Origin of the sequence: Caballeronia sp. LZ008, assembly GCF_031451435.1 — a bacterium.
Lineage (GTDB): Bacteria > Pseudomonadota > Gammaproteobacteria > Burkholderiales > Burkholderiaceae > Caballeronia > Caballeronia zhejiangensis.
In genome coordinates, this window is the sequence record NZ_JARUXK010000001.1 from 1,328,243 (window position 1) to 1,345,468 (window position 17,226).

A 17,226-nucleotide genomic window follows, 5' to 3' on the forward strand; every position below is an offset into this window, starting at 1 on the left:
GCGGGCCTGAAAAGCTGCTTTCTTTGCTTACTTTCTTTGCAGCAGCAAAGAAAGTGAGTGCCGCCCCGCACAGGGGCAACGCTAATAGACCGACACGAAACCGGGATCCGGCGACTACAGTAAGCAAAGTGAGCCCCACCCCGCACAGGAGGCAACGCTGACAGACCGAAAGCAAATCGGGATCCGGCGAAAACAAAAAAATCACCGAACAACAGCGGCCGGTTTCCGAACCGGCCCCCCCAACGCCCGCAACGTCTCCTTGACAGTAGAGATCCGCACCGAGAGATCGGGACTCCGCGACTCGATGCGCAACTTGTCCTGACCCGCGAGCTTGATGTGCTTATGCTTCTGCACCATCTCGATGATCTTCATGCCATCGACGGGCGGGTTCGGAACGAACTGCAGCGAGATCGACTGCTCGCCCGCGTCGATCTTCGAGATGCCGAGCGGTTTCGCAGCAAGACGCAGCCGATGCGTCTCCACGAGCGCATGCGCCTGCGGCGGCAGCTTCCCAAATCGATCGACGAGCTCTTCGAGAATGCCATCGATCGCATCGCTCGATTCGCAGTTCGCGAGCCGCTTGTACAACGACAAACGCTCCTGCACATCGGCGCAGTAATCGGCGGGCAGAATCGCGGGCGCGTGCAGATTGATCTCGGTCGTTGCCGCAAGCGGGGCGTTCAGATCCGGCTCGCGGCCTTCGCGCAGCGCGCGCACGGCGTCGTTCAGCATGTCGGTGTAAAGCTGGAAGCCGATCTCGTGAATCTCGCCCGATTGCTTGTCGCCGAGCACCTCGCCCGTACCGCGAATCTCCAGGTCGTGCATCGCGAGATAAAAACCCGAGCCGAGTTCCTCCATCTGCTGAATGGCTTCGAGCCGCCGCTGCGCCTGCTTCGTCAGCGATTGCGGATCGTGCACCAGCAAATACGCATACGCCTGGTGATGCGAACGCCCGACACGTCCGCGCAACTGATGCAACTGCGCAAGACCGAACTTGTCCGCACGATGCATGAGGATCGTGTTCGCGCTCGGCACGTCGATGCCGGTCTCGATGATCGTCGTGCACAACAGCACGTTCGCGCGCTGGCCGACGAAATCGCGCATCACGCGTTCGAGCTCGCGCTCGTGCATCTGTCCGTGCGCAACCGCGATGCGCGCCTCGGGCACCAGCGCTTCGAGCATCGCGCGCCGATTCTCGATCGTCTCGACTTCGTTGTGCAGGAAGTAAACCTGGCCGCCGCGCTTCAGTTCGCGCAGCATCGCCTCGCGGATCACGCCGTCTTCCTCGCGCCGCACGAAGGTCTTGATCGCGAGCCGCTTCTGCGGCGCGGTCGCGATCACCGAGAAATCACGCAGGCCTTCGAGCGCCATGCCGAGCGTGCGCGGAATCGGCGTCGCGGTGAGCGTGAGCACGTCGACCTCGGCGCGCAATGCCTTGAGCGCCTCCTTCTGCCGCACGCCGAAGCGATGCTCCTCGTCGATGATCACGAGCCCGAGCCGCTTGAACTTCACATCGCTCGACAAGAGCTTGTGTGTGCCAATGACGATATCGACCGAGCCTTCGTTGATCTGCTGCACGGCCGTCGAAACTTCCTTGCCGGTCTTGAAGCGCGACAGTTCCGCGATGCGCACCGGCCAGTCGGCGAAACGGTCGGTGAAGGTCTGCGTGTGCTGTTCCGCAAGCAGCGTCGTCGGCGAAAGAATCGCGACCTGCTTGCCCGCCATCACCGCGATGAACGCGGCGCGCAGCGCGACTTCCGTTTTGCCGAAGCCGACGTCGCCGCACACGAGACGGTCCATCGGTTTGCCGCTCGTCATGTCGCCGATGACGGCTGCGATCGCCGCCGCCTGGTCGGGCGTTTCCTCGAAGCCGAAGCTCTCCGCGAACTTGGTGTAGTCGCGCGGCTCGAGCTTGAACGCATAACCTTCGCGCGCCGCGCGGCGCGCGTAGAGGTTGAGCAGCTCGGCGGCCGTATCGCGAATCTGCTGCGCGGCCTTGCGTTTGGCTTTTTCCCACTGGCCGGAGCCGAGCGTATGCAGCGGCGCGCTTTCCGGGTCCGCGCCGCTGTAGCGCGAGATCACATGCAATTGCGCGACCGGCACATACAGCTTCGCCTCGTTCTGATACTCGAGATGCAGGAATTCGGTTTCACCTTCGCCGAGGTCCATCGACACGAGGCCCATGTATCGGCCGATGCCATGCTGCGCATGCACGACGGGATCGCCGACCTTCAGCTCGGCGAGATCGCGCACCATCGAATCGACGTTGCTCGCCTGCTCCTGACGACGCCGTCCGGCGCGGCGCGCGAGCGGTCCGTAAAGCTCCGTCTCGGTGACGATCGACAGCTTCTCCAACGGCAGCGCGAAACCGTTGGCGAGCGGCGCGATGCCGAGCGTGAACTTGCCGTCGGCGGTCAGCCATTCGTGGAACGTGTCGCGCAATTCGCCGCGCAGGCCGTTGTCGGCGAGCAATTGCTGGATCGTCTCGCGACGTCCCGCCGATTCCGCGACGAGCATCACGCGATTGTCCGTCTGCTCCAGATAGTGACGCAGCGCGAGCAAAGGCTCGTCGGCGTGACGGTCGATCGCGAGGCCCGGCAGCGGCACGGCCCAGCCGCCTTCGGGCGTCGCGGGAAACTTCAACTGCGCGAAGGGCTTCGCGAACGTGAAGAAATCGTCGTCTGTCAGAAAGAGCCGGCGCGGTTCGAGCAAGGGCCGCTCGCGATCGTGCGAAAGGAAGTCGTAGCGCTGCTTCGTGTCGTGCGTGAAGCGTTTGATCGCGGCGTCCATATCGCCGACAAACGCGAGCTGCGAGCCTTGCGGCAAGTAATGAAAGAGCGTCGCGGTTTCATCGAAGAAGAGCGGCAGATAGTATTCGATGCCCGCCGAGGGCACGCCATTGCCCATGTCCTTGTAAATCTGCGAGCGGCTCGGATCGCCCTCGAAGACCTCTCGCCAGCGGCTGCGAAAGGCGGTGCGCGCGGCTTCGTCGAACGGGAACTCGCGGCCCGGCAGCAGGCGCACGTCGCGCACCGGATAAAGGCTGCGCTGCGTGTCCGGATCGAACGCGCGGATGGAGTCCACCTGGTCGTCGAACAGATCGATGCGATACGGCAGCGCCGAGCCCATCGGATAGAGATCGATGAGCGAGCCGCGCACGCAATACTCGCCCGGCCGCACGACCTGGCTCACGTGCTCGTAACCCGCGAGCGTCAATTGCGCCTTGAGCTTCGCTTCGTCGAGCCGCTCGCCCTGCGTGAACGAGAACGTGTAAGCCGCGAGAAACGACGCGGGCGGCATGCGATAGAGCGCGGTCGTCGCCGGGACGATGAGGATGTCGCAGCGGCCTTCGCCGAGATCGTGCAGCGTCGCGAGACGTTCCGAGACGAGATCCTGGTGCGGCGAAAACGTGTCGTACGGCAGCGTCTCCCAGTCGGGCAGAAGGCGCACGCGCGCATCGGGCGCGAAGTAGGGGATTTCGGCGGCGAGACGCTGCGCATCGACTGCGCTCGCGGTGACGACCGTCAGGAGCGGCACGCTCTCGCGATACGCGGCGTAGTAACGCGCGATGGCGAGCGCATCGGACGAGCCGGAAGCGCCATCGAAAACGAAGCGCTGACCCGGTTTCACGAGCGCGATGGGAGAACTGGACTGCGCGTTGACGGCTTTGGAAGGCATAAGGTGTGCATGGAGCCGTCCGGCAAACGCGGGTTCGGAGAGTCGAACCGGCGTGCGCGGGACGTGGTCGCGAAAGACCTATTATAAAATCCGGGCTTCAACTTTGACTTGTTCACCTCATCTGCTCGACTATTCGCCCGTGACTTCGCGCCTGTTCTCACTGATTCCCTGCGCCGGCACCGGCAGCCGCTCCGGCGCGCCGATGCCGAAGCAATACCAGACGATCGCGGGCCGCCCAATGCTCGCGTACACGCTCGCGGCGTTCGACGCGTGCTCCGAATTCTCGCAGACGCTCGTCGTGCTCGCACCGGACGACAACCACTTCGACGCGCGCCGCTTCGCCGGATTGCGCTTCGCGGTCGAGCGCTGCGGCGGCGCCTCGCGGCAAGCGTCGGTGTACAACGGGCTCGTCGCGCTCGCGAAATTCGGCGCGCGCGAAGACGACTGGGTCCTCGTGCACGACGCCGCGCGCCCCGGCATCACGCCGGAGCTGATTCGCAAGCTTGTCGCGGAACTGCGCGACGATGCGGTCGGCGGCATTCTCGCGCTGCCGGTCGCGGACACGCTGAAACGCGTCGCACCGAACATGCCCGATGTCCCCACGGACGACGTGCGCGTCGCGCGCACCGAATCGCGCGACGGGCTCTGGCAGGCGCAGACGCCGCAAATGTTCCGGCTCGGCATGCTGCGCGAAGCGATCGAGCGTGCGCGTCACGACGGCCACGACCTGACGGACGAAGCGAGCGCGATCGAATGGCTCGGTCATTCGCCGAAACTGGTTCAGGGCAGTCTGCGCAACTTCAAGGTGACGTATCCGGAGGATTTCGCGCTCGCGGGCGCGATGCTTTCGGCCGGCGCCTGACTCACACTCAACAAAGGTTTGGATCGATGGATTTCAGAATCGGACAAGGGTACGACGTCCACCAGCTCGTCGAAGGCCGCCCGCTCATCATCGGCGGCGTGACGATTCCCTACGAGCGCGGTCTGCTCGGCCACTCGGACGCCGACGTGCTGCTGCACGCGATCACCGATGCGCTGTTCGGCGCGGCGTCGCTCGGCGACATCGGCAGGCATTTCCCGGACACGGCGACCGAATTCGCCGGCGCGGACAGCCGCGTGCTGCTGCGCGAGGCGTTCCGGCGCGTGTCGGAGGCGGGTTTCGCGATCGCGAACGTCGACAGCACGATCATCGCGCAGGCGCCGAAACTCAGCTCCCATATCGATGCCATGCGCGAAAACATCGCCGCCGATCTCGATCTTTCAATGGATCGCGTGAACGTCAAGGCCAAGACGAACGAGAAGCTCGGCTATCTCGGGCGCAAGGAAGGCATCGAAGCGCAGGCCGCGGTGCTTTTGCGCCGGACGTCAATCGACGGCTAAAGCGCGGCGGGAAGCGCTATTTCCCTTCGGCTTCGATCGTCAGCGCGACGGCGTTGATCACCGCGGCGATGCGGCCGACGTCGCGCAGTTGCATCGTCGACATGCCTTCGGCCACGAGATTCTCGTAGTGCGATTTCACGCAGAAATGGCACTTGCCGACGATCGACGCCGCGAGCGCGTACATCTCGAAGCGCCGCTTGTCGACGCCGCCGTGCGACGCATACGCGTTCATGCGCAAGTTCGCGGGCTGCGTCTTGAGATCGGCGTTGTCGGCCATTTCCAGGTACGGATACCAGACGTTGTTCATGCCCATCAGCGCGGCCGCGGTGAGCACGGCGTTCGTCTCTTCGGGCGACAGCGCGCCCGAGTTGCGAATGATGGCGACGAGCTTCGTCGCTTTCGCGGCAAACGCGGCGGCGAGCGCGACGCCAGCCGCATCGCTGCCTTCGAGCGATGAACGCGCGATCGTGCCGTCGACGTTAAGGCGAATGTCCTTCGCGTAGTCGGGCACCAGTTCCTTGATCGCAGACAGAAATTCCATTGTTTTCTCCTGTTCGATGGCATTAAAAAGCCCGCCGATCGGCCGAATACACTCGGCTCGATGGCGGGCTTTGCGGCATCCGGAAACGCTTACAGCGTCGCGCCGCCGACGGCACGGTTGCACGGGCAGAGTTCGTCCGTTTGCAAGCCGTCGAGAATGCGCAAGATTTCTTCCGGGCTGCGGCCGACGTTCAGGTTATTGACCGAGACGTGCTGAATGACGTTGTCCGGATCGACGATGAAGGTCGCGCGCAACGCCACGCCGGCTTCCTTGTCGCGCACGCCGAGTTGATCGATCAGTTCGCCTTTCACGTCGCCGAACGAGTAATGGTTCAGCTTGTTCAGGTCTTTGTGCTCGCGGCGCCATGCCAGCTTGACGAACTCGTTGTCTACGCTGCCGCCGAGCAGAACCGCGTCGCGGTCCTCGAAATCGGCCGCCAGCTTCGCGAATTCGACGATCTCCGTCGGGCAGACAAACGTGAAATCTTTCGGATAGAAATAGATGATCTTCCACTTGCCGGGGAAAGACTGCTCGGTGATTTCCTCGAACGCCGACTGGCCGTTCTCTTCGTGATGGTTGAAACCCGGCTTCGCAGCGGTGACAGTGAATGCTTCGACTTTATCGCCAACGGTCTTCATGCGGAAAACTCCTGTGAAATCGTTGAAAGGACAAACTCCAGCCAAACTACCGTATCGCCGTAACGCTCGCGTGACACGTTCATGCCAGGCCGCGCCGAGCGTTGAACCGCTTCATCTTAACCAGAATTAAAAGAGTGCTTCGGCCGTTTCCGGCTTCCGAAACGGGCGCGCTCTAGCCTTCGAAGCGCACGCCGCCTTTCATCGGCGGGAAGTCGATGGTGACTTCGAAGCCGGGCAAAGGCGTGCGGTTGCGCAGACGCAGCGTGCCGCGCTGTCGCGTGACGAGGCGCTGCACGATCGCCATGCCGAGACCGGTGCCGTTCGCCTGCGTGCGCGCCGTATCGACGCGATAGAACGGACGCGTGATGAGCGCGACCTGATCGTCGGGGATGCCGCGGCCCTCGTCCATCACGGAGAGCTCGACCCTGCCGTGCGCGACGCGCGTCTGCAGCGTAATGCGAGCGATGTCGTCGTGTTCGCTGCGGCCGTACTTGCGCGCGTTTTCCAGCAGGTTGCCGACCACGCGCCGCGCATCCGTCGGATCGCCTTCGATGACCGCGCCCTGCGCGAGATCCGTCCGCATGACGACGCCGTCGTCGGCCTGGAAGCGGGCGGCGAGTTCGCTCGCGATCATCGACAGGTCGACGGCCTCGGGCATGCGCTGCATCGGCCGCGCATAGTCGAGAAAGCGCCCGATGATCATGTCCATCTGCTCGATGTCGTCGATCATCGCGAGCTTGGTCGCTTCGTCCGACGGGCTCATCTCCGTCTCCAGCCGCAGGCGCGCAAGCGGCGTGCGCAGATCGTGCGAGATGCCCGCGAGCATCAGCGCACGGTCGGCCTCGAGCTGCTCGAGATCCTGCACCATCTGGTTGAAGCTTCGATTGGTTTCGGCAGCAACGCCCATGCCGCGTTCGGGCAAGGGTTCGGGCGATTGCCCCGAACCGACCTTGCGCGCGGCGAGCGCGAGACGCGCGAATGGCCGATTCACGAGACTTGTGATGAACGCCGCGCCGAACAGCGACAGCGCGAGCGCGAACACGCCCCAACCGGCCCATTGCAGGCCGGTCACGGTGTCGAGCTGATCGCGATCGAGGGCGACCCAATAATCGTCGTCGTCGATCTTGAAGCTGATCCATACGCCCGGAATGTCGTTCACCGACTGCGCGATGATCGTCTCGTTGCCGAGCCGCCCGCGCACGTCGCGTTCGATCAGCCGGTTGAGCGATTCATCGGGCTGGAGCTTGTATTTGTCGGTGGTCTCGCGCGGATACACGCGCACGCCTTCGTTGCTCTCCAGATCCTGAAGCAGCGCGCGGCGCAGATCGGGGTCGGAATAGAGCAGGGCGGTGCGCGTGAGCTTGACCACGGCGACGAGCTGAAGCGCCACGCGCTGCGCACGCGGCTCGCGCTCGATGACGCGAAAGCTCTGGAACCACGCCGTGAGACTGACTGCGATGAGCAGCGCGATCAGCGCGAAGGTTCGCCAGAACAGGCCGCCGAACGCGAGCGCCAGTAGCCGCCTGTCGATTCGCATGAGTCTGTCGGGTTCGGCTCGGTGAAGGGGAGAGAGCGTGACGAAACTCGCTTAGGATCGATCAGGCTGCGCCGTCGGGAATGAACACGTAGCCGAGGCCCCACACGGTCTGGATGAAACGCGGACTGCTGGGATCGGGCTCGATCAGCTTGCGCAGACGCGATATCTGCACGTCGAGGCTGCGGTCGAACACTTCGTACTCACGGCCGCGTGCGAGCTCCATCAGCTTTTCGCGCGAAAGCGGCTGGCGCGGATGGCGCGCGAACACTTTGAGTACCGAAAATTCGCCGGTGGTCAGCGGGATTTCCTGGCCGTTCTTCGTGAGCGTGCGCGTCGCGAGATTCAGTGCAAATTCGCCGAACTCGAACACTTCGGTGGTTTCTGACGGCGCGCCCGGCAATTCGGACGGCGTCTGACGCCGCAGCACCGCATGAATGCGCGCGACGAGTTCGCGCGGATTGAAAGGCTTCGGCAGATAGTCGTCCGCGCCCATTTCGAGGCCGACGATGCGATCGACATCTTCACCCTTCGCGGTGAGCATGATGATCGGCGTGCGATCGTTGCTGCCGCGCAGACGCCGGCAGATGGAAAGACCGTCTTCGCCGGGAAGCATCAGATCGAGGACGAGCAGATCGAAACGCTCGCGCACCCACAACTTGTTCATCGACGGGGCGTTTTCCGCAACGTACACGTTGAAGCCCTGTTCACCGAGGTATCGGCGCAACAGATCGCGCAGGCGCGGATCGTCGTCGACGACGAGAATTTTTGAAGGGTTCTTGGTTTCCATGGCGGCATCTTAGCGCGTTTGTTCAAACGCCGAGTTTGTAACAAAAGCGAGTGTAACAGTTCGTTACAAAATTTACGGGGCCTGTGGCACGGCCTAGGGGTTTGCTGCGTACACTGCTTTACCTAAGCCCGCCATTCGGTAGATACTCCATTAGACCAGTGCGTCGCGCGGCACGACCAAGCCGCTTCGAGACGTGCGCGAAAAGACTGAGGCTGTCCGGTTGTCGAGCAACGAAGGGAACAACATGAAGGGAGCGCGGCAGCGCGGACCCGTGCGCAACGAGCGCATTCTCAGAAAGACACTTCTTGCCAGTGCGCTCTACGCAGTACTGAGCACGCCTCACGCCTATGCACAACCGGCAGGCTTCGATCGCGGCATCGCGAGTTCCCCGAATCGTTTCGATGGCAGGATGATTCGCGCGCAGCAGCGCGTGGGCAAAGGTTCGGGGTCGTCGAGCCACGATCCGAAGACCGCGGCCATGCAACCCATTCAGCAAGTAGATCAGCCGCCGCCCGCGCGCCCGCCGCGCCACACCGTGATGACCGCCGACGAGCGCCGTCTCTTGCGGCAGCATATCGAAGAAGCGGTGCGCGATCTCTACAAGCGGTAAGCGGCGCGTGCCCGCGATGGACCGACGTGAATTTCTCTCGATTGCCGGTGCGTTCGCGGGAGGTCTCGGCAGCATCGGCGATGCGTGCGCCATCGCACATTCCGACACTTCCTCTGCTTCGATTCGCTCCCTCGTGATCGTCGACCTCGACGGCGGCAACGATGCGCTCAACACAGTCATCCCGATCGCCGATGCGCGCTATCGCGTGTTGCGGCCGAAACTCGCGATATCGAAAGACCGCGCATTGATGCTCGATGAACGCACCGCCTTGCATCCGTCGCTGTTGCCGTTGATGAGCGCGTGGCGCGCCAACGAAATGGCGATCGTGCAGGGCGTCGGCTATGACGCTCCCAATCGCTCGCATTTCCGCTCGCGACAGATCTGGGACACGGCATCGCATGCCGATGAATATCGCGCCGGCGGCTGGCTCGATCGCGTGAACCTGAAGGTGACGCACATCACCTTGCACGGCTTCGACACGCACGAGCGTCAGTCGCACCGGCATGCGGCGCTGCTGGCCACGCTGGCAGAGCGGCTCGCGTCGCTGCGGGCGTCGCTGATCGCGTCCGGCGCATGGAGCCGCACGCTCGTGATGACGCGCTCGGAGTTCGGACGCGCCGCGCGCGAGAACGCCGCGGGCGGCACCGACCACGGCGCGGCCGCGGCGCATTTCATGATGGGCGGAGGCGTGCGCGGCGGACTCTTCGGCATGCCACCGCGACTCGATCGACTCGATGCGGACGGCGGCTTGTCCGTCGGCGTCGACTTCAGAACGCTCTATGCCACGGTGCTCGACGCATGCGGGCAGATCGATTCGTCATCGATTCTCGGCGCGCGCTTCGCGCCATTGCCGATCCTTCGCGTCTAACGCGTCTTCCATGTGATCCACAGCTTGCGGATCGGCGTGAGTGCGATGCGTTGATGCAGCACCCGAAAGTTCTCCCGTTCGATCTCGTCGAAAAGCGCGAAGGACAGCGCTGCCTGCGCGCGCAGCACGCGTTGCGTCGCGCGCTCCGAAGCGGGAATCGCGGCCAGCGCGTCGTCTAGCGCCTGGCGGGCGCGGCTGGTCTGAAAGCGCATGAGGTCCGTGAACGTATCGCCGTACTTGCGATTGATGATGTCCGCGGCCGTCACGTTGAATCGCTGCAACTCGTCGATGGGAATATAGATGCGGCCATTGCGCGCATCGCCGCCGATGTCCTGAACGCGCTCGGCCAGCAGCAACGCGGATCCGAGCGGCGCGGCCCACGACGCGGCCTGCTGCGGATTGCGCGCGCTCGCGCGTGCAACGGCCGTCGCGAATGCGCCGCCCGTCTGATCGAGGTAACGCCGCAAGCCGGGCCAGTCGAGGTAGCGCGCCTGATCGAGATCCATGCCGAAGCCGTCGACGATCGCGGCAAGCGATGCGCGTCCGGCATCGTCGAGAACCGGATGCGCGGCATCGCCCGCGTGCGCCTGCAACGCTTTCGTGACCGGATGCGTGGGCTCGCCGCCATCGAGCCGCCCGAGTTCGCTTTGCCACCATGCGTGCTTGGTGCGGCCGATGGTCGGATCGCTCGTCTCCTTCACGGTCTCTTCGAGCTCGCGATAAAGCGCATATAGCGCGGTCAGAAGCGGCTGGCTCGCAGCCGGCGCGCGGCGCAGCGCGTAGTACGTGCCCGAACCTTCAGGCGCGGCTTTTTGCTGGCAGTAATCGTCGAAATTCACGAACGGAGCTTGTGGGAGTTCGAGGGGAGGCGGGGTCGGTTCTGGTCGTGCGGTTGGCCGCGCGGCGTTCATTTTATCCGGCGAGGCGCGGCTTCGCTGCGCAGCGGCGGCAGCATCAGCCGGCCGCAAAAACAAAAAACCCCTTTGCCGATGAAAGGGGTTTTCGTGTGGTGCGAGGAGCGGGACTCGAACCCGCACACCCTTGCGGGCGTCAGGACCTAAACCTGGTGCGTCTACCAATTTCGCCATCCTCGCAGCACGGCAGGCGCTCTGGGCTCTTGCGGATGATGACCCGCGCCCGGCGATGCCGCCGTGTCCGGCACCGGTCCACTGTGCCAAGCCCGACATTCTAACGCATTCATCTGGCGATGTCTGCGAAAATGCGTCGACGGTCCTGAGCTTAAGCGAGGCGCGAGAATCGTCGGCATGGCCGTCGATTCCGGCCATACGCGCCCGAAGATTGCGGCTCGCAGATCGGCTGCCTACAATCTCGTCACACTTCCGCTTCGGCATCGACATTCCCGCTCATGAACCGCAACGCGCGCAATCGCTTCGTCGCATGGCTCGGCATCGCCGCCATGTGGCTTGCCATCGTCGCGCCGGTCATCAGTCAGACGCTCGCCGCGCGCCAGGCCGCCAATCCGCAAGCGGTGCTTTGCACGGTCGATGCGCCTGCAACGGACTCGCACGCCGGCCATCACGACGCCGCGAGTCATGTCGACGCCTGCTCCTACTGCGGACTGCTCGCGCAGAATCTGCCGATCGTCACGGGCGTCGTGCATGACGTCGCGCTGATCGAACGCGTCACGCGCGTGCCTGCCTTCGCGAACGTCGAAGACGTCACCTCGAAATCCTTCAACGCCGCGAGCCCGCGCGCGCCGCCCGTCCTCTCCTGAAGCCTTCCTTCGTCTGACCGCATCGATGTTCGTCGCGCACATGAGCGCGATGAACGTACGACCGCTCGTCGGGAATATCGTCACGGCACTGACGGTACTTCAGATGCGCGCTCATCGCAAAAATACTCAACGAGATTCGCCATGCTTGCACCCGACCTGAACGCGGCGCCAGCGACGCCGAGCGCGGAAGTCATCGCGCATCGCCGCACGCTGTGGCGCTGGCATTTCTATGCGGCACTCTTCGTGATGCCGCTTCTCATCGTGCTCGCGATCACCGGCACGATCTACTGTTTTCAGCCGCAGATCGAGCCGCTGCTGTATCGCGACCGGATGATCGTCGCGGACACGCACGCCCCGCAACTGTCCCGCGATATCCTGCTCGCCAAGGCTGCCGCGAGCGAACCGCGCGGCGCCGTACCGACGCTCGCGCAAATCGAAACCGATCGCACGCGCAGCGCCGAATTCGTCTTTCGCCTGCCATCGGGCGAAAGCGAAAGCGTCTACGTGAACCCGTACGACGGCACCGTGCTCGGCACGCTTTCCGTCGAACATCGATTGATGAAACAGGTGCGCAACCTGCATCGCGGCCTGATGCTCGGCAAGACCGGCGAGCTGCTGATGGAACTCGCCGGATGCTGGACGCTCCTGATGATCGGCACGGGTATCGCGCTGTGGTGGCCCAGCCGGTCGAACGCGAGACAGGGCGGGGTGTGGCTGCCCCGGCTATCGCTCAAAGGGCGCGCGTGGTGGCGCGATCTGCATGCGGTCGGCGGCGTGTGGCTCGCGGTCGGCGCGCTCTTTTTCGTTCTCTCGGGATTGCCGTGGTCGGGATCGTGGGGCAAGCAATTCAAGGCGCTTGCGACGACCGCATCGCTCGGATATCCGAAGGGCGCGTGGGGCGAGGCGCATGTGCATTCGACGGCCCCAGCGACCTCGAACAACGAACACGCGATGCACGGCATGCAGATGAAGATGGACGATCTGCCGCTGCATCAGACGCCGTGGGCCGTCGGCGCGACAACGGTGCCGGAAGGCGCGAATGCGTCGGCTTCGGCTGCGCGCATGTCGATCGACGACGTGGTCGCGCTCGCCGCGAAAAACGGTGTCGCGGATGACTACGGCATCGCGCTTCCGTCCAAGCCGACGGGCGTCTACACGGTCTCGTATTTCCCCGCCGATCCGCGCGCCGAACGCACGCTGCACATCGATCAATACAGCGGCCGCGTGCTGTCCGACATCGATTACGCAAGCTACGGCGGCGTGGCGAAAGTGATCTCGTACGGCACGTCGCTGCATATGGGGCGCTACTTCGGGCTTCTGAACCAGATCGTCTGCTCGGCGATATCGCTCGGGCTCGCGGCGTTGTCCGTGACGGGCTTCATCATGTGGATGAAACGCCGGCCCGCGCGCGAACTCGGCGCGCCGGCGCGGCCCACGAAGCGCCCGCCGATGCGCGCCTGGCGCGGCAGCCTGACGTTGCTCGGCGTGATTTTCCCTTTGATGGGCGCGACCATGCTCGCCGTCTGGTGCTTCGACCGGCTTGCGTTCGGGGCCAAGCGCGCGGCTGCCTGACGAACCCGCGCGCCTCGTTCGGACTTATTTGGAACCGAATCTGAGGCGCGTGAGCTGCTCGGCTTCGTTGGCGAGCAGCCGCGCCGCATCGCGGATCGCCGTTTCGAGCGTGATCGGGCCGGGCGCCGGCGAGAAGCAGCCGCTGAAAAATTCGGAGAGCCGCGGCAGCGCGGCCGAATCGACGGCGCCCGACAGCAACGACGCCGGCACGCCGTGATCGCGCGCATGCTTGCAGGCGATGAACGGCGCCTTGCCATGCAGCGTCTGCACGTCTGAACGGCCTTCGCCCGTGATGAGCCAGTTCGCGCCTTCGAGCGCGGCGTCGAGCCCGATTTCGCGCGCCACCACCTCCGCGCCGGTCTCGAAACGCGCGCCGAGCATGTGCAGCGCGAACCCGAGCCCGCCCGCCGCGCCCGCGCCGGGTTCGCTGCGTTTCGCGACGCCCATCGCGGGTTCGAGCAGATCGGCGAAATGGGCGAGGGCGGCGTCGATGGTGGGCACTTGCTCCGGCGTCACGCCTTTCTGCGGCCCGAAGACCGCCGTCGCGCCGTGATCGCCGGTGAGCGGATTGTCGACATCGGACATGCCGACGAACTCCGCGTCCTTCACGCGCGGATCGAGCCCGGAAGCGTCGATGCGCGCGACTCCCCCGAGCGCCGATGGCACCGGATGGAGCTCCTTGCCGTCTGCGTCGAAGAGTTTCAGCCCGAGGCCGACGAGCAGGCCCGCGCCGCCGTCGTTGGTGCTGCTGCCGCCGAGCGCCACATAGAATCTGCGCGCGCCGGAATCCAGCAGCGCGCGGATCGCCTCGCCCATGCCGAGCGTGCTGCGCTCGGTGACGGGCACGGCCATGCCGTCCGCATCCGTGATGCCCACGACTTCCGCCGTCTCGATAATTGCGCTGCCGTCGTCGAGCAGGCCCGTGGCGGCGTCGCGGCGTGCGGCGGCCGCGCCCCGCACGTTGAGCATGCGCCGCTCGCCGCCTGCCGAGAGCATCGCGTCGAGCGTGCCTTCGCCGCCGTCGGCCATCGGACGGATACGGATATCGGCGTCCGGCCGCGCGCGCCTGATGCCTTCCGCGACGGCGTTCGCGACGCCTTCCGCGGAGAGCGAGCCCTTGAACGAATCGGGAGCGATGACAACTACGGGAGCAGCGGACGTGGCGTTAGGCATGGTGTCTCGAATGTTCTGATGTGGAAGCAAGGATTGAAAAGCCGCGGCGAGGCTCCATCTATGCGAATGTCGCATGCGCTTCATGCCTTGCGGCAATGGATTGCGCGCCGGAGCGCTTCGCCGCTCGAATCATGCGCCGGCAAGCTTATCAGCGCGGCGCGCGACGCAAAATAGCGGCGTGCCGATAGCGGGAATTCTGCGCGGGAGAGCCGGTCAGCAAAACGCGGATTTACGCCGAAATGAGCGTCGAAAACTGGCACTTTTCGAGTCAAATCGGACCGAAACGCAGTGTTTGCAGGATCGTCGGACGGACCGCGCGGAATAGTTTGCTAAAATGCTTGGCTCTGTTGACTGACACCGTGTCGGGCGACGTTCCGGCACTCCCGCGAGACGCTTATTCTGGGCGTCTTCCGGCGCCAGGCGTCGATTTCGGCCGGCTCAGGCAGAGGCCGCATCCGGACCCGCGCCTTTAGAACCGCGGAAGAACCGAACACCGAATTTACGATTTACTCTAGGACGATTTCAGCCATGGCTAACGTAGTTGAGAACCTCGGCAAGCTCGAACGCCGCGTGACGATTTCCCTGCCGAAGGACACGGTGCAGAAGGAAGTGGATTCGCGCATCCGCCAGTTGGCCAAGAATGTGCGCATGCCGGGTTTCCGCCCGGGCAAGGTGCCGCTCAAGATGGTGACGCAACAGTATGGCGGCCAGGTCGAAGCCGAAGTGCTGAGCGACAAGGTCGGCAAGGAATTCTTCGATGTCACGCGCGCCGAGAACCTGCGTGTCGCGGGCCAGCCGAGCTTCGCGCCGAAGTCGGAAGCCGCAACGGACGCCTACGCCTTCGACGCGACCTTCGAGGTCTATCCCGAAGTGCGCCTCGGCGACGTGGCGACCGCTGAAATCGAACGCACGGTCACGACCATCTCCGAAGCCGAAGTCGATCGCACGCTGGACATCCTGCGCAAGCAGCGCGTGCATTTCCACGCCCGCGGCGAAGCCGGCGAGCACGGCGACGGCGGCGCGGACACGGCAGCCAAGGAAGGCGACCGCGTAACGCTGGATTTCGTCGGCAAGATCGACGATGTCGCGTTCGAAGGCGGTAGCGCACAGGACTTCGCATTCGTGCTGGGCGAAGGCCGCATGCTGCCCGAGTTCGAGCAAGCCGCGACGGGCCTGAAGGTCGGCGAAGAGCGCACGTTCGACCTCAAGTTCCCGGATGACTACCACGGCAAGGACGTGGCGGGCAAGACGGCGCAATTCACGATCACCGTGAAGAAGATCGAATGGCCGCATCTGCCGGAAATCAACGCCGATTTCGCGAAGTCGCTCGGCATCGAAGACGGCGACCTCACGAAGATGCGCGCCGAGATCAAGGACAATCTGGAGCGTGAAGCGAAGCGCCGCACGCAGCAGATCGTGAAGAATCAGGTCATGGACGCGCTCCTGAAGATCTCCGAACTCGACGTGCCGAAGGCGCTGATCGAACAGGATCAGCAGCGCCTCGTCGAAATGGCTCGCCAGGACCTGCAACAACGCGGCGTGCCGAATGCAGCCGACGCGCCGATCCCGGCCGAAATGTTCGCCGAGCAGGCCGAGCGTCGCGTGAAGCTGGGCCTCGTGCTGGCCGAACTCGTGAAGGCCAACGAACTGCAGGCGAAGCCCGAGCAGATCCGCGCTGAAGTGGACGAATTCGCCAAGAGCTACGAAGACCCGAAGGAAGTCGTCCGCTGGTATTATTCGAACCAGCAGCGCCTCGCCGAGATGGAAGCGTACGTCGTCGAAAGCAACGTCGTCGATTTCGTCCTGGGCAAGGCCAAGGTGACCGACAAGGAAGTCAGCTTCGAGGAACTGGCCAGCGCAACGGCGCAAGCCTGACGCGTTAGGCAAGGGGCGTGCGGAGTCGTCGGACTGACGGCTCGCACGCCTTTTTTGCATTAAAGTTGGGCGTTTGCATGCCGTTCTAGTGGATGTTCCTTTGTCGTTCAGTACCCTTATTCCGAACAAGGAAATTGCATGACCTTTCGCGCTGAATTGCTCGACACGTTGGCGTCCCACGCACCGCGGGATTTCGAAGCCCAGGCGCTCGGCCTCGTTCCGATGGTCGTGGAAACGAGCGGCCGCGGCGAGCGTGCCTATGACATTTACTCGCGTCTCCTCAAGGAGCGCGTGGTGTTTCTCGTCGGTGAAGTGAACGACCAGTCGGCGAATCTCGTCGTCGCACAGTTGTTGTTCCTCGAAAGCGAGAACCCGGACAAGGACATCAGCCTGTACATCAACAGTCCTGGCGGCTCGGTCTCGGCCGGCATGGCGATTTACGACACCATGCAGTTCGTGAAGCCGGACGTTTCGACGCTGTGCATGGGCCTCGCCGCAAGCATGGGCGCATTCCTGCTGGCGGCCGGCGCGAAGGGCAAGCGCGTCGCGCTGCCGAACGCGCGCGTGATGATCCACCAGCCGCTCGGCGGCGCACGCGGCCAGGCGTCGGACATCGAGATCCAGGCACGGGAAATCCTGTATCTGAAGGAACGTTTGAATCAGTTGCTGTCGCATCACACGGGTCAGCCGGTCGAGCGCATCGCGCGCGACACGGATCGCGACAACTTCATGTCGGGCGACGATGCGCAGGCTTACGGCCTCGTCGACCAGGTGCTTCACAAGCGTCCCTGAGGCGTCCGGAGCGGCGCCGCGCCGGCGCTCGGAGACGAAG

The 17,226-nt window shown here is 64.1% G+C and carries 15 protein-coding genes and 1 tRNA gene; 8 read left to right on the forward strand and 8 right to left on the reverse strand.

What is annotated here, in order from left to right; all coding sequences use genetic code 11:
* Window positions 1-201: 201 nt before the first annotated feature.
* The gene (mfd, locus tag QCE49_RS06295) at window positions 202-3,678 is read right to left on the reverse strand and encodes a transcription-repair coupling factor (protein ID WP_008349786.1); all 3,477 of its coding nucleotides are present in this window, start codon (window positions 3,676-3,678) and stop codon (window positions 202-204) included.
* A gap of 139 nt (window positions 3,679-3,817) precedes the next feature.
* Here mfd and ispD point away from each other — a divergent pair, with 139 nt between their 5' ends.
* Entirely contained in the window at window positions 3,818-4,540 is a 723-nt protein-coding gene (gene ispD / locus QCE49_RS06300; protein ID WP_008349782.1) for a 2-C-methyl-D-erythritol 4-phosphate cytidylyltransferase, read from the forward strand.
* A gap of 26 nt (window positions 4,541-4,566) precedes the next feature.
* The gene (gene ispF, locus QCE49_RS06305; protein WP_008349780.1) at window positions 4,567-5,058 is read left to right on the forward strand and encodes a 2-C-methyl-D-erythritol 2,4-cyclodiphosphate synthase; all 492 of its coding nucleotides are present in this window, start codon (window positions 4,567-4,569) and stop codon (window positions 5,056-5,058) included.
* A gap of 16 nt (window positions 5,059-5,074) precedes the next feature.
* On the opposite strand, the gene QCE49_RS06310 is transcribed toward ispF, so the two are convergent.
* The 4 genes from QCE49_RS06310 to ompR all read right to left on the reverse strand — a co-directional run bounded on the left by QCE49_RS06310 (window position 5,075) and on the right by ompR (window position 8,561).
* Window positions 5,075-5,599, reverse strand: a complete 525-nt coding sequence (locus QCE49_RS06310) for a carboxymuconolactone decarboxylase family protein (protein ID WP_250459266.1) — start codon at window positions 5,597-5,599, stop codon at window positions 5,075-5,077.
* Between the two features lie 89 nt (window positions 5,600-5,688).
* Window positions 5,689-6,237, reverse strand: a complete 549-nt coding sequence (locus QCE49_RS06315; protein WP_008349775.1) for a peroxiredoxin — start codon at window positions 6,235-6,237, stop codon at window positions 5,689-5,691.
* A gap of 172 nt (window positions 6,238-6,409) precedes the next feature.
* Window positions 6,410-7,774: an ATP-binding protein gene (locus QCE49_RS06320; RefSeq protein ID WP_008349773.1), complete on the reverse strand. Its 1,365-nt coding sequence runs from the start codon at window positions 7,772-7,774 to the stop codon at window positions 6,410-6,412.
* 61 nt (window positions 7,775-7,835) lie between these two features.
* Window positions 7,836-8,561 carry a two-component system response regulator OmpR gene (gene ompR / locus QCE49_RS06325; protein ID WP_008349770.1) on the reverse strand — a complete coding sequence of 242 codons (726 nt, stop codon included), beginning with the start codon at window positions 8,559-8,561 and terminating at the stop codon, window positions 7,836-7,838.
* 244 nt (window positions 8,562-8,805) lie between these two features.
* Between ompR and QCE49_RS06330 the strand changes: the two genes are divergently transcribed.
* Both QCE49_RS06330 and QCE49_RS06335 read left to right on the forward strand, forming a co-directional pair.
* A complete protein-coding gene (locus tag QCE49_RS06330; RefSeq protein ID WP_250459255.1) occupies window positions 8,806-9,171 on the forward strand; it encodes a hypothetical protein in 366 nt (121 codons plus the stop codon).
* 16 nt (window positions 9,172-9,187) lie between these two features.
* The gene (locus QCE49_RS06335; RefSeq protein WP_244808069.1) at window positions 9,188-10,039 is read left to right on the forward strand and encodes a DUF1501 domain-containing protein; all 852 of its coding nucleotides are present in this window, start codon (window positions 9,188-9,190) and stop codon (window positions 10,037-10,039) included.
* Here QCE49_RS06335 and QCE49_RS06340 read toward each other — a convergent pair.
* Together QCE49_RS06340 and QCE49_RS06345 are read right to left on the reverse strand one after the other, a co-directional pair.
* Complete coding sequence (locus QCE49_RS06340; protein ID WP_175982919.1) at window positions 10,036-10,878, reverse strand: squalene/phytoene synthase family protein; 843 nt, start codon at window positions 10,876-10,878, stop codon at window positions 10,036-10,038. The two genes, QCE49_RS06335 and QCE49_RS06340, sit on opposite strands and share 4 nt — an antisense overlap.
* Window positions 10,879-11,046: 168 nt before the next feature.
* Window positions 11,047-11,133: transfer RNA gene (locus tag QCE49_RS06345), tRNA-Leu, on the reverse strand.
* Between the two features lie 272 nt (window positions 11,134-11,405).
* On the opposite strand from QCE49_RS06345, the gene QCE49_RS06350 reads away from it, so the two are divergent.
* Entirely contained in the window at window positions 11,406-11,774 is a 369-nt protein-coding gene (locus QCE49_RS06350) for a DUF2946 domain-containing protein (RefSeq protein ID WP_250439701.1), read from the forward strand.
* Between the two features lie 141 nt (window positions 11,775-11,915).
* The gene (locus QCE49_RS06355) at window positions 11,916-13,346 is read left to right on the forward strand and encodes a PepSY domain-containing protein (RefSeq protein ID WP_250459253.1); all 1,431 of its coding nucleotides are present in this window, start codon (window positions 11,916-11,918) and stop codon (window positions 13,344-13,346) included.
* A gap of 24 nt (window positions 13,347-13,370) precedes the next feature.
* On the opposite strand, the gene QCE49_RS06360 is transcribed toward QCE49_RS06355, so the two are convergent.
* Window positions 13,371-14,519 carry a glycerate kinase gene (locus tag QCE49_RS06360; protein WP_250434670.1) on the reverse strand — a complete coding sequence of 383 codons (1,149 nt, stop codon included), beginning with the start codon at window positions 14,517-14,519 and terminating at the stop codon, window positions 13,371-13,373.
* A 528-nt stretch (window positions 14,520-15,047) separates the two neighbouring features.
* Between QCE49_RS06360 and tig the strand changes: the two genes are divergently transcribed.
* Together tig and clpP are read left to right on the forward strand one after the other, a co-directional pair.
* The gene (gene tig, locus QCE49_RS06365) at window positions 15,048-16,394 is read left to right on the forward strand and encodes a trigger factor (protein WP_008349757.1); all 1,347 of its coding nucleotides are present in this window, start codon (window positions 15,048-15,050) and stop codon (window positions 16,392-16,394) included.
* Between the two features lie 138 nt (window positions 16,395-16,532).
* On the forward strand, window positions 16,533-17,186 hold the full coding sequence (clpP, locus tag QCE49_RS06370; RefSeq protein ID WP_008349755.1) for an ATP-dependent Clp endopeptidase proteolytic subunit ClpP: 654 nt from the start codon (window positions 16,533-16,535) through the stop codon (window positions 17,184-17,186).
* Window positions 17,187-17,226: the final 40 nt, after the last annotated feature.

Excerpts from the sequence above, each read along its gene's own strand:
- tig (WP_008349757.1), top strand. The coding sequence starts at position 15,048 with ATGGCTAACGTAGTTGAGAACCTCGGCAAGCTCGAACGCCGCGTGACG.
- QCE49_RS06310 (WP_250459266.1), bottom strand. The coding sequence starts at position 5,599 with ATGGAATTTCTGTCTGCGATCAAGGAACTGGTGCCCGACTACGCGAAG.
- QCE49_RS06360 (WP_250434670.1), bottom strand. The coding sequence starts at position 14,519 with ATGCCTAACGCCACGTCCGCTGCTCCCGTAGTTGTCATCGCTCCCGAT.
- QCE49_RS06355 (WP_250459253.1), top strand. The coding sequence starts at position 11,916 with ATGCTTGCACCCGACCTGAACGCGGCGCCAGCGACGCCGAGCGCGGAA.
- QCE49_RS06330 (WP_250459255.1), top strand. The coding sequence starts at position 8,806 with ATGAAGGGAGCGCGGCAGCGCGGACCCGTGCGCAACGAGCGCATTCTC.
- mfd (WP_008349786.1), bottom strand. The coding sequence starts at position 3,678 with ATGCCTTCCAAAGCCGTCAACGCGCAGTCCAGTTCTCCCATCGCGCTC.
- ompR (WP_008349770.1), bottom strand. The coding sequence starts at position 8,561 with ATGGAAACCAAGAACCCTTCAAAAATTCTCGTCGTCGACGACGATCCG.
- ispF (WP_008349780.1), top strand. The coding sequence starts at position 4,567 with ATGGATTTCAGAATCGGACAAGGGTACGACGTCCACCAGCTCGTCGAA.
- QCE49_RS06350 (WP_250439701.1), top strand. The coding sequence starts at position 11,406 with ATGAACCGCAACGCGCGCAATCGCTTCGTCGCATGGCTCGGCATCGCC.
- QCE49_RS06320 (WP_008349773.1), bottom strand. The coding sequence starts at position 7,774 with ATGCGAATCGACAGGCGGCTACTGGCGCTCGCGTTCGGCGGCCTGTTC.
- QCE49_RS06315 (WP_008349775.1), bottom strand. The coding sequence starts at position 6,237 with ATGAAGACCGTTGGCGATAAAGTCGAAGCATTCACTGTCACCGCTGCG.
- QCE49_RS06335 (WP_244808069.1), top strand. The coding sequence starts at position 9,188 with ATGGACCGACGTGAATTTCTCTCGATTGCCGGTGCGTTCGCGGGAGGT.
- clpP (WP_008349755.1), top strand. The coding sequence starts at position 16,533 with ATGACCTTTCGCGCTGAATTGCTCGACACGTTGGCGTCCCACGCACCG.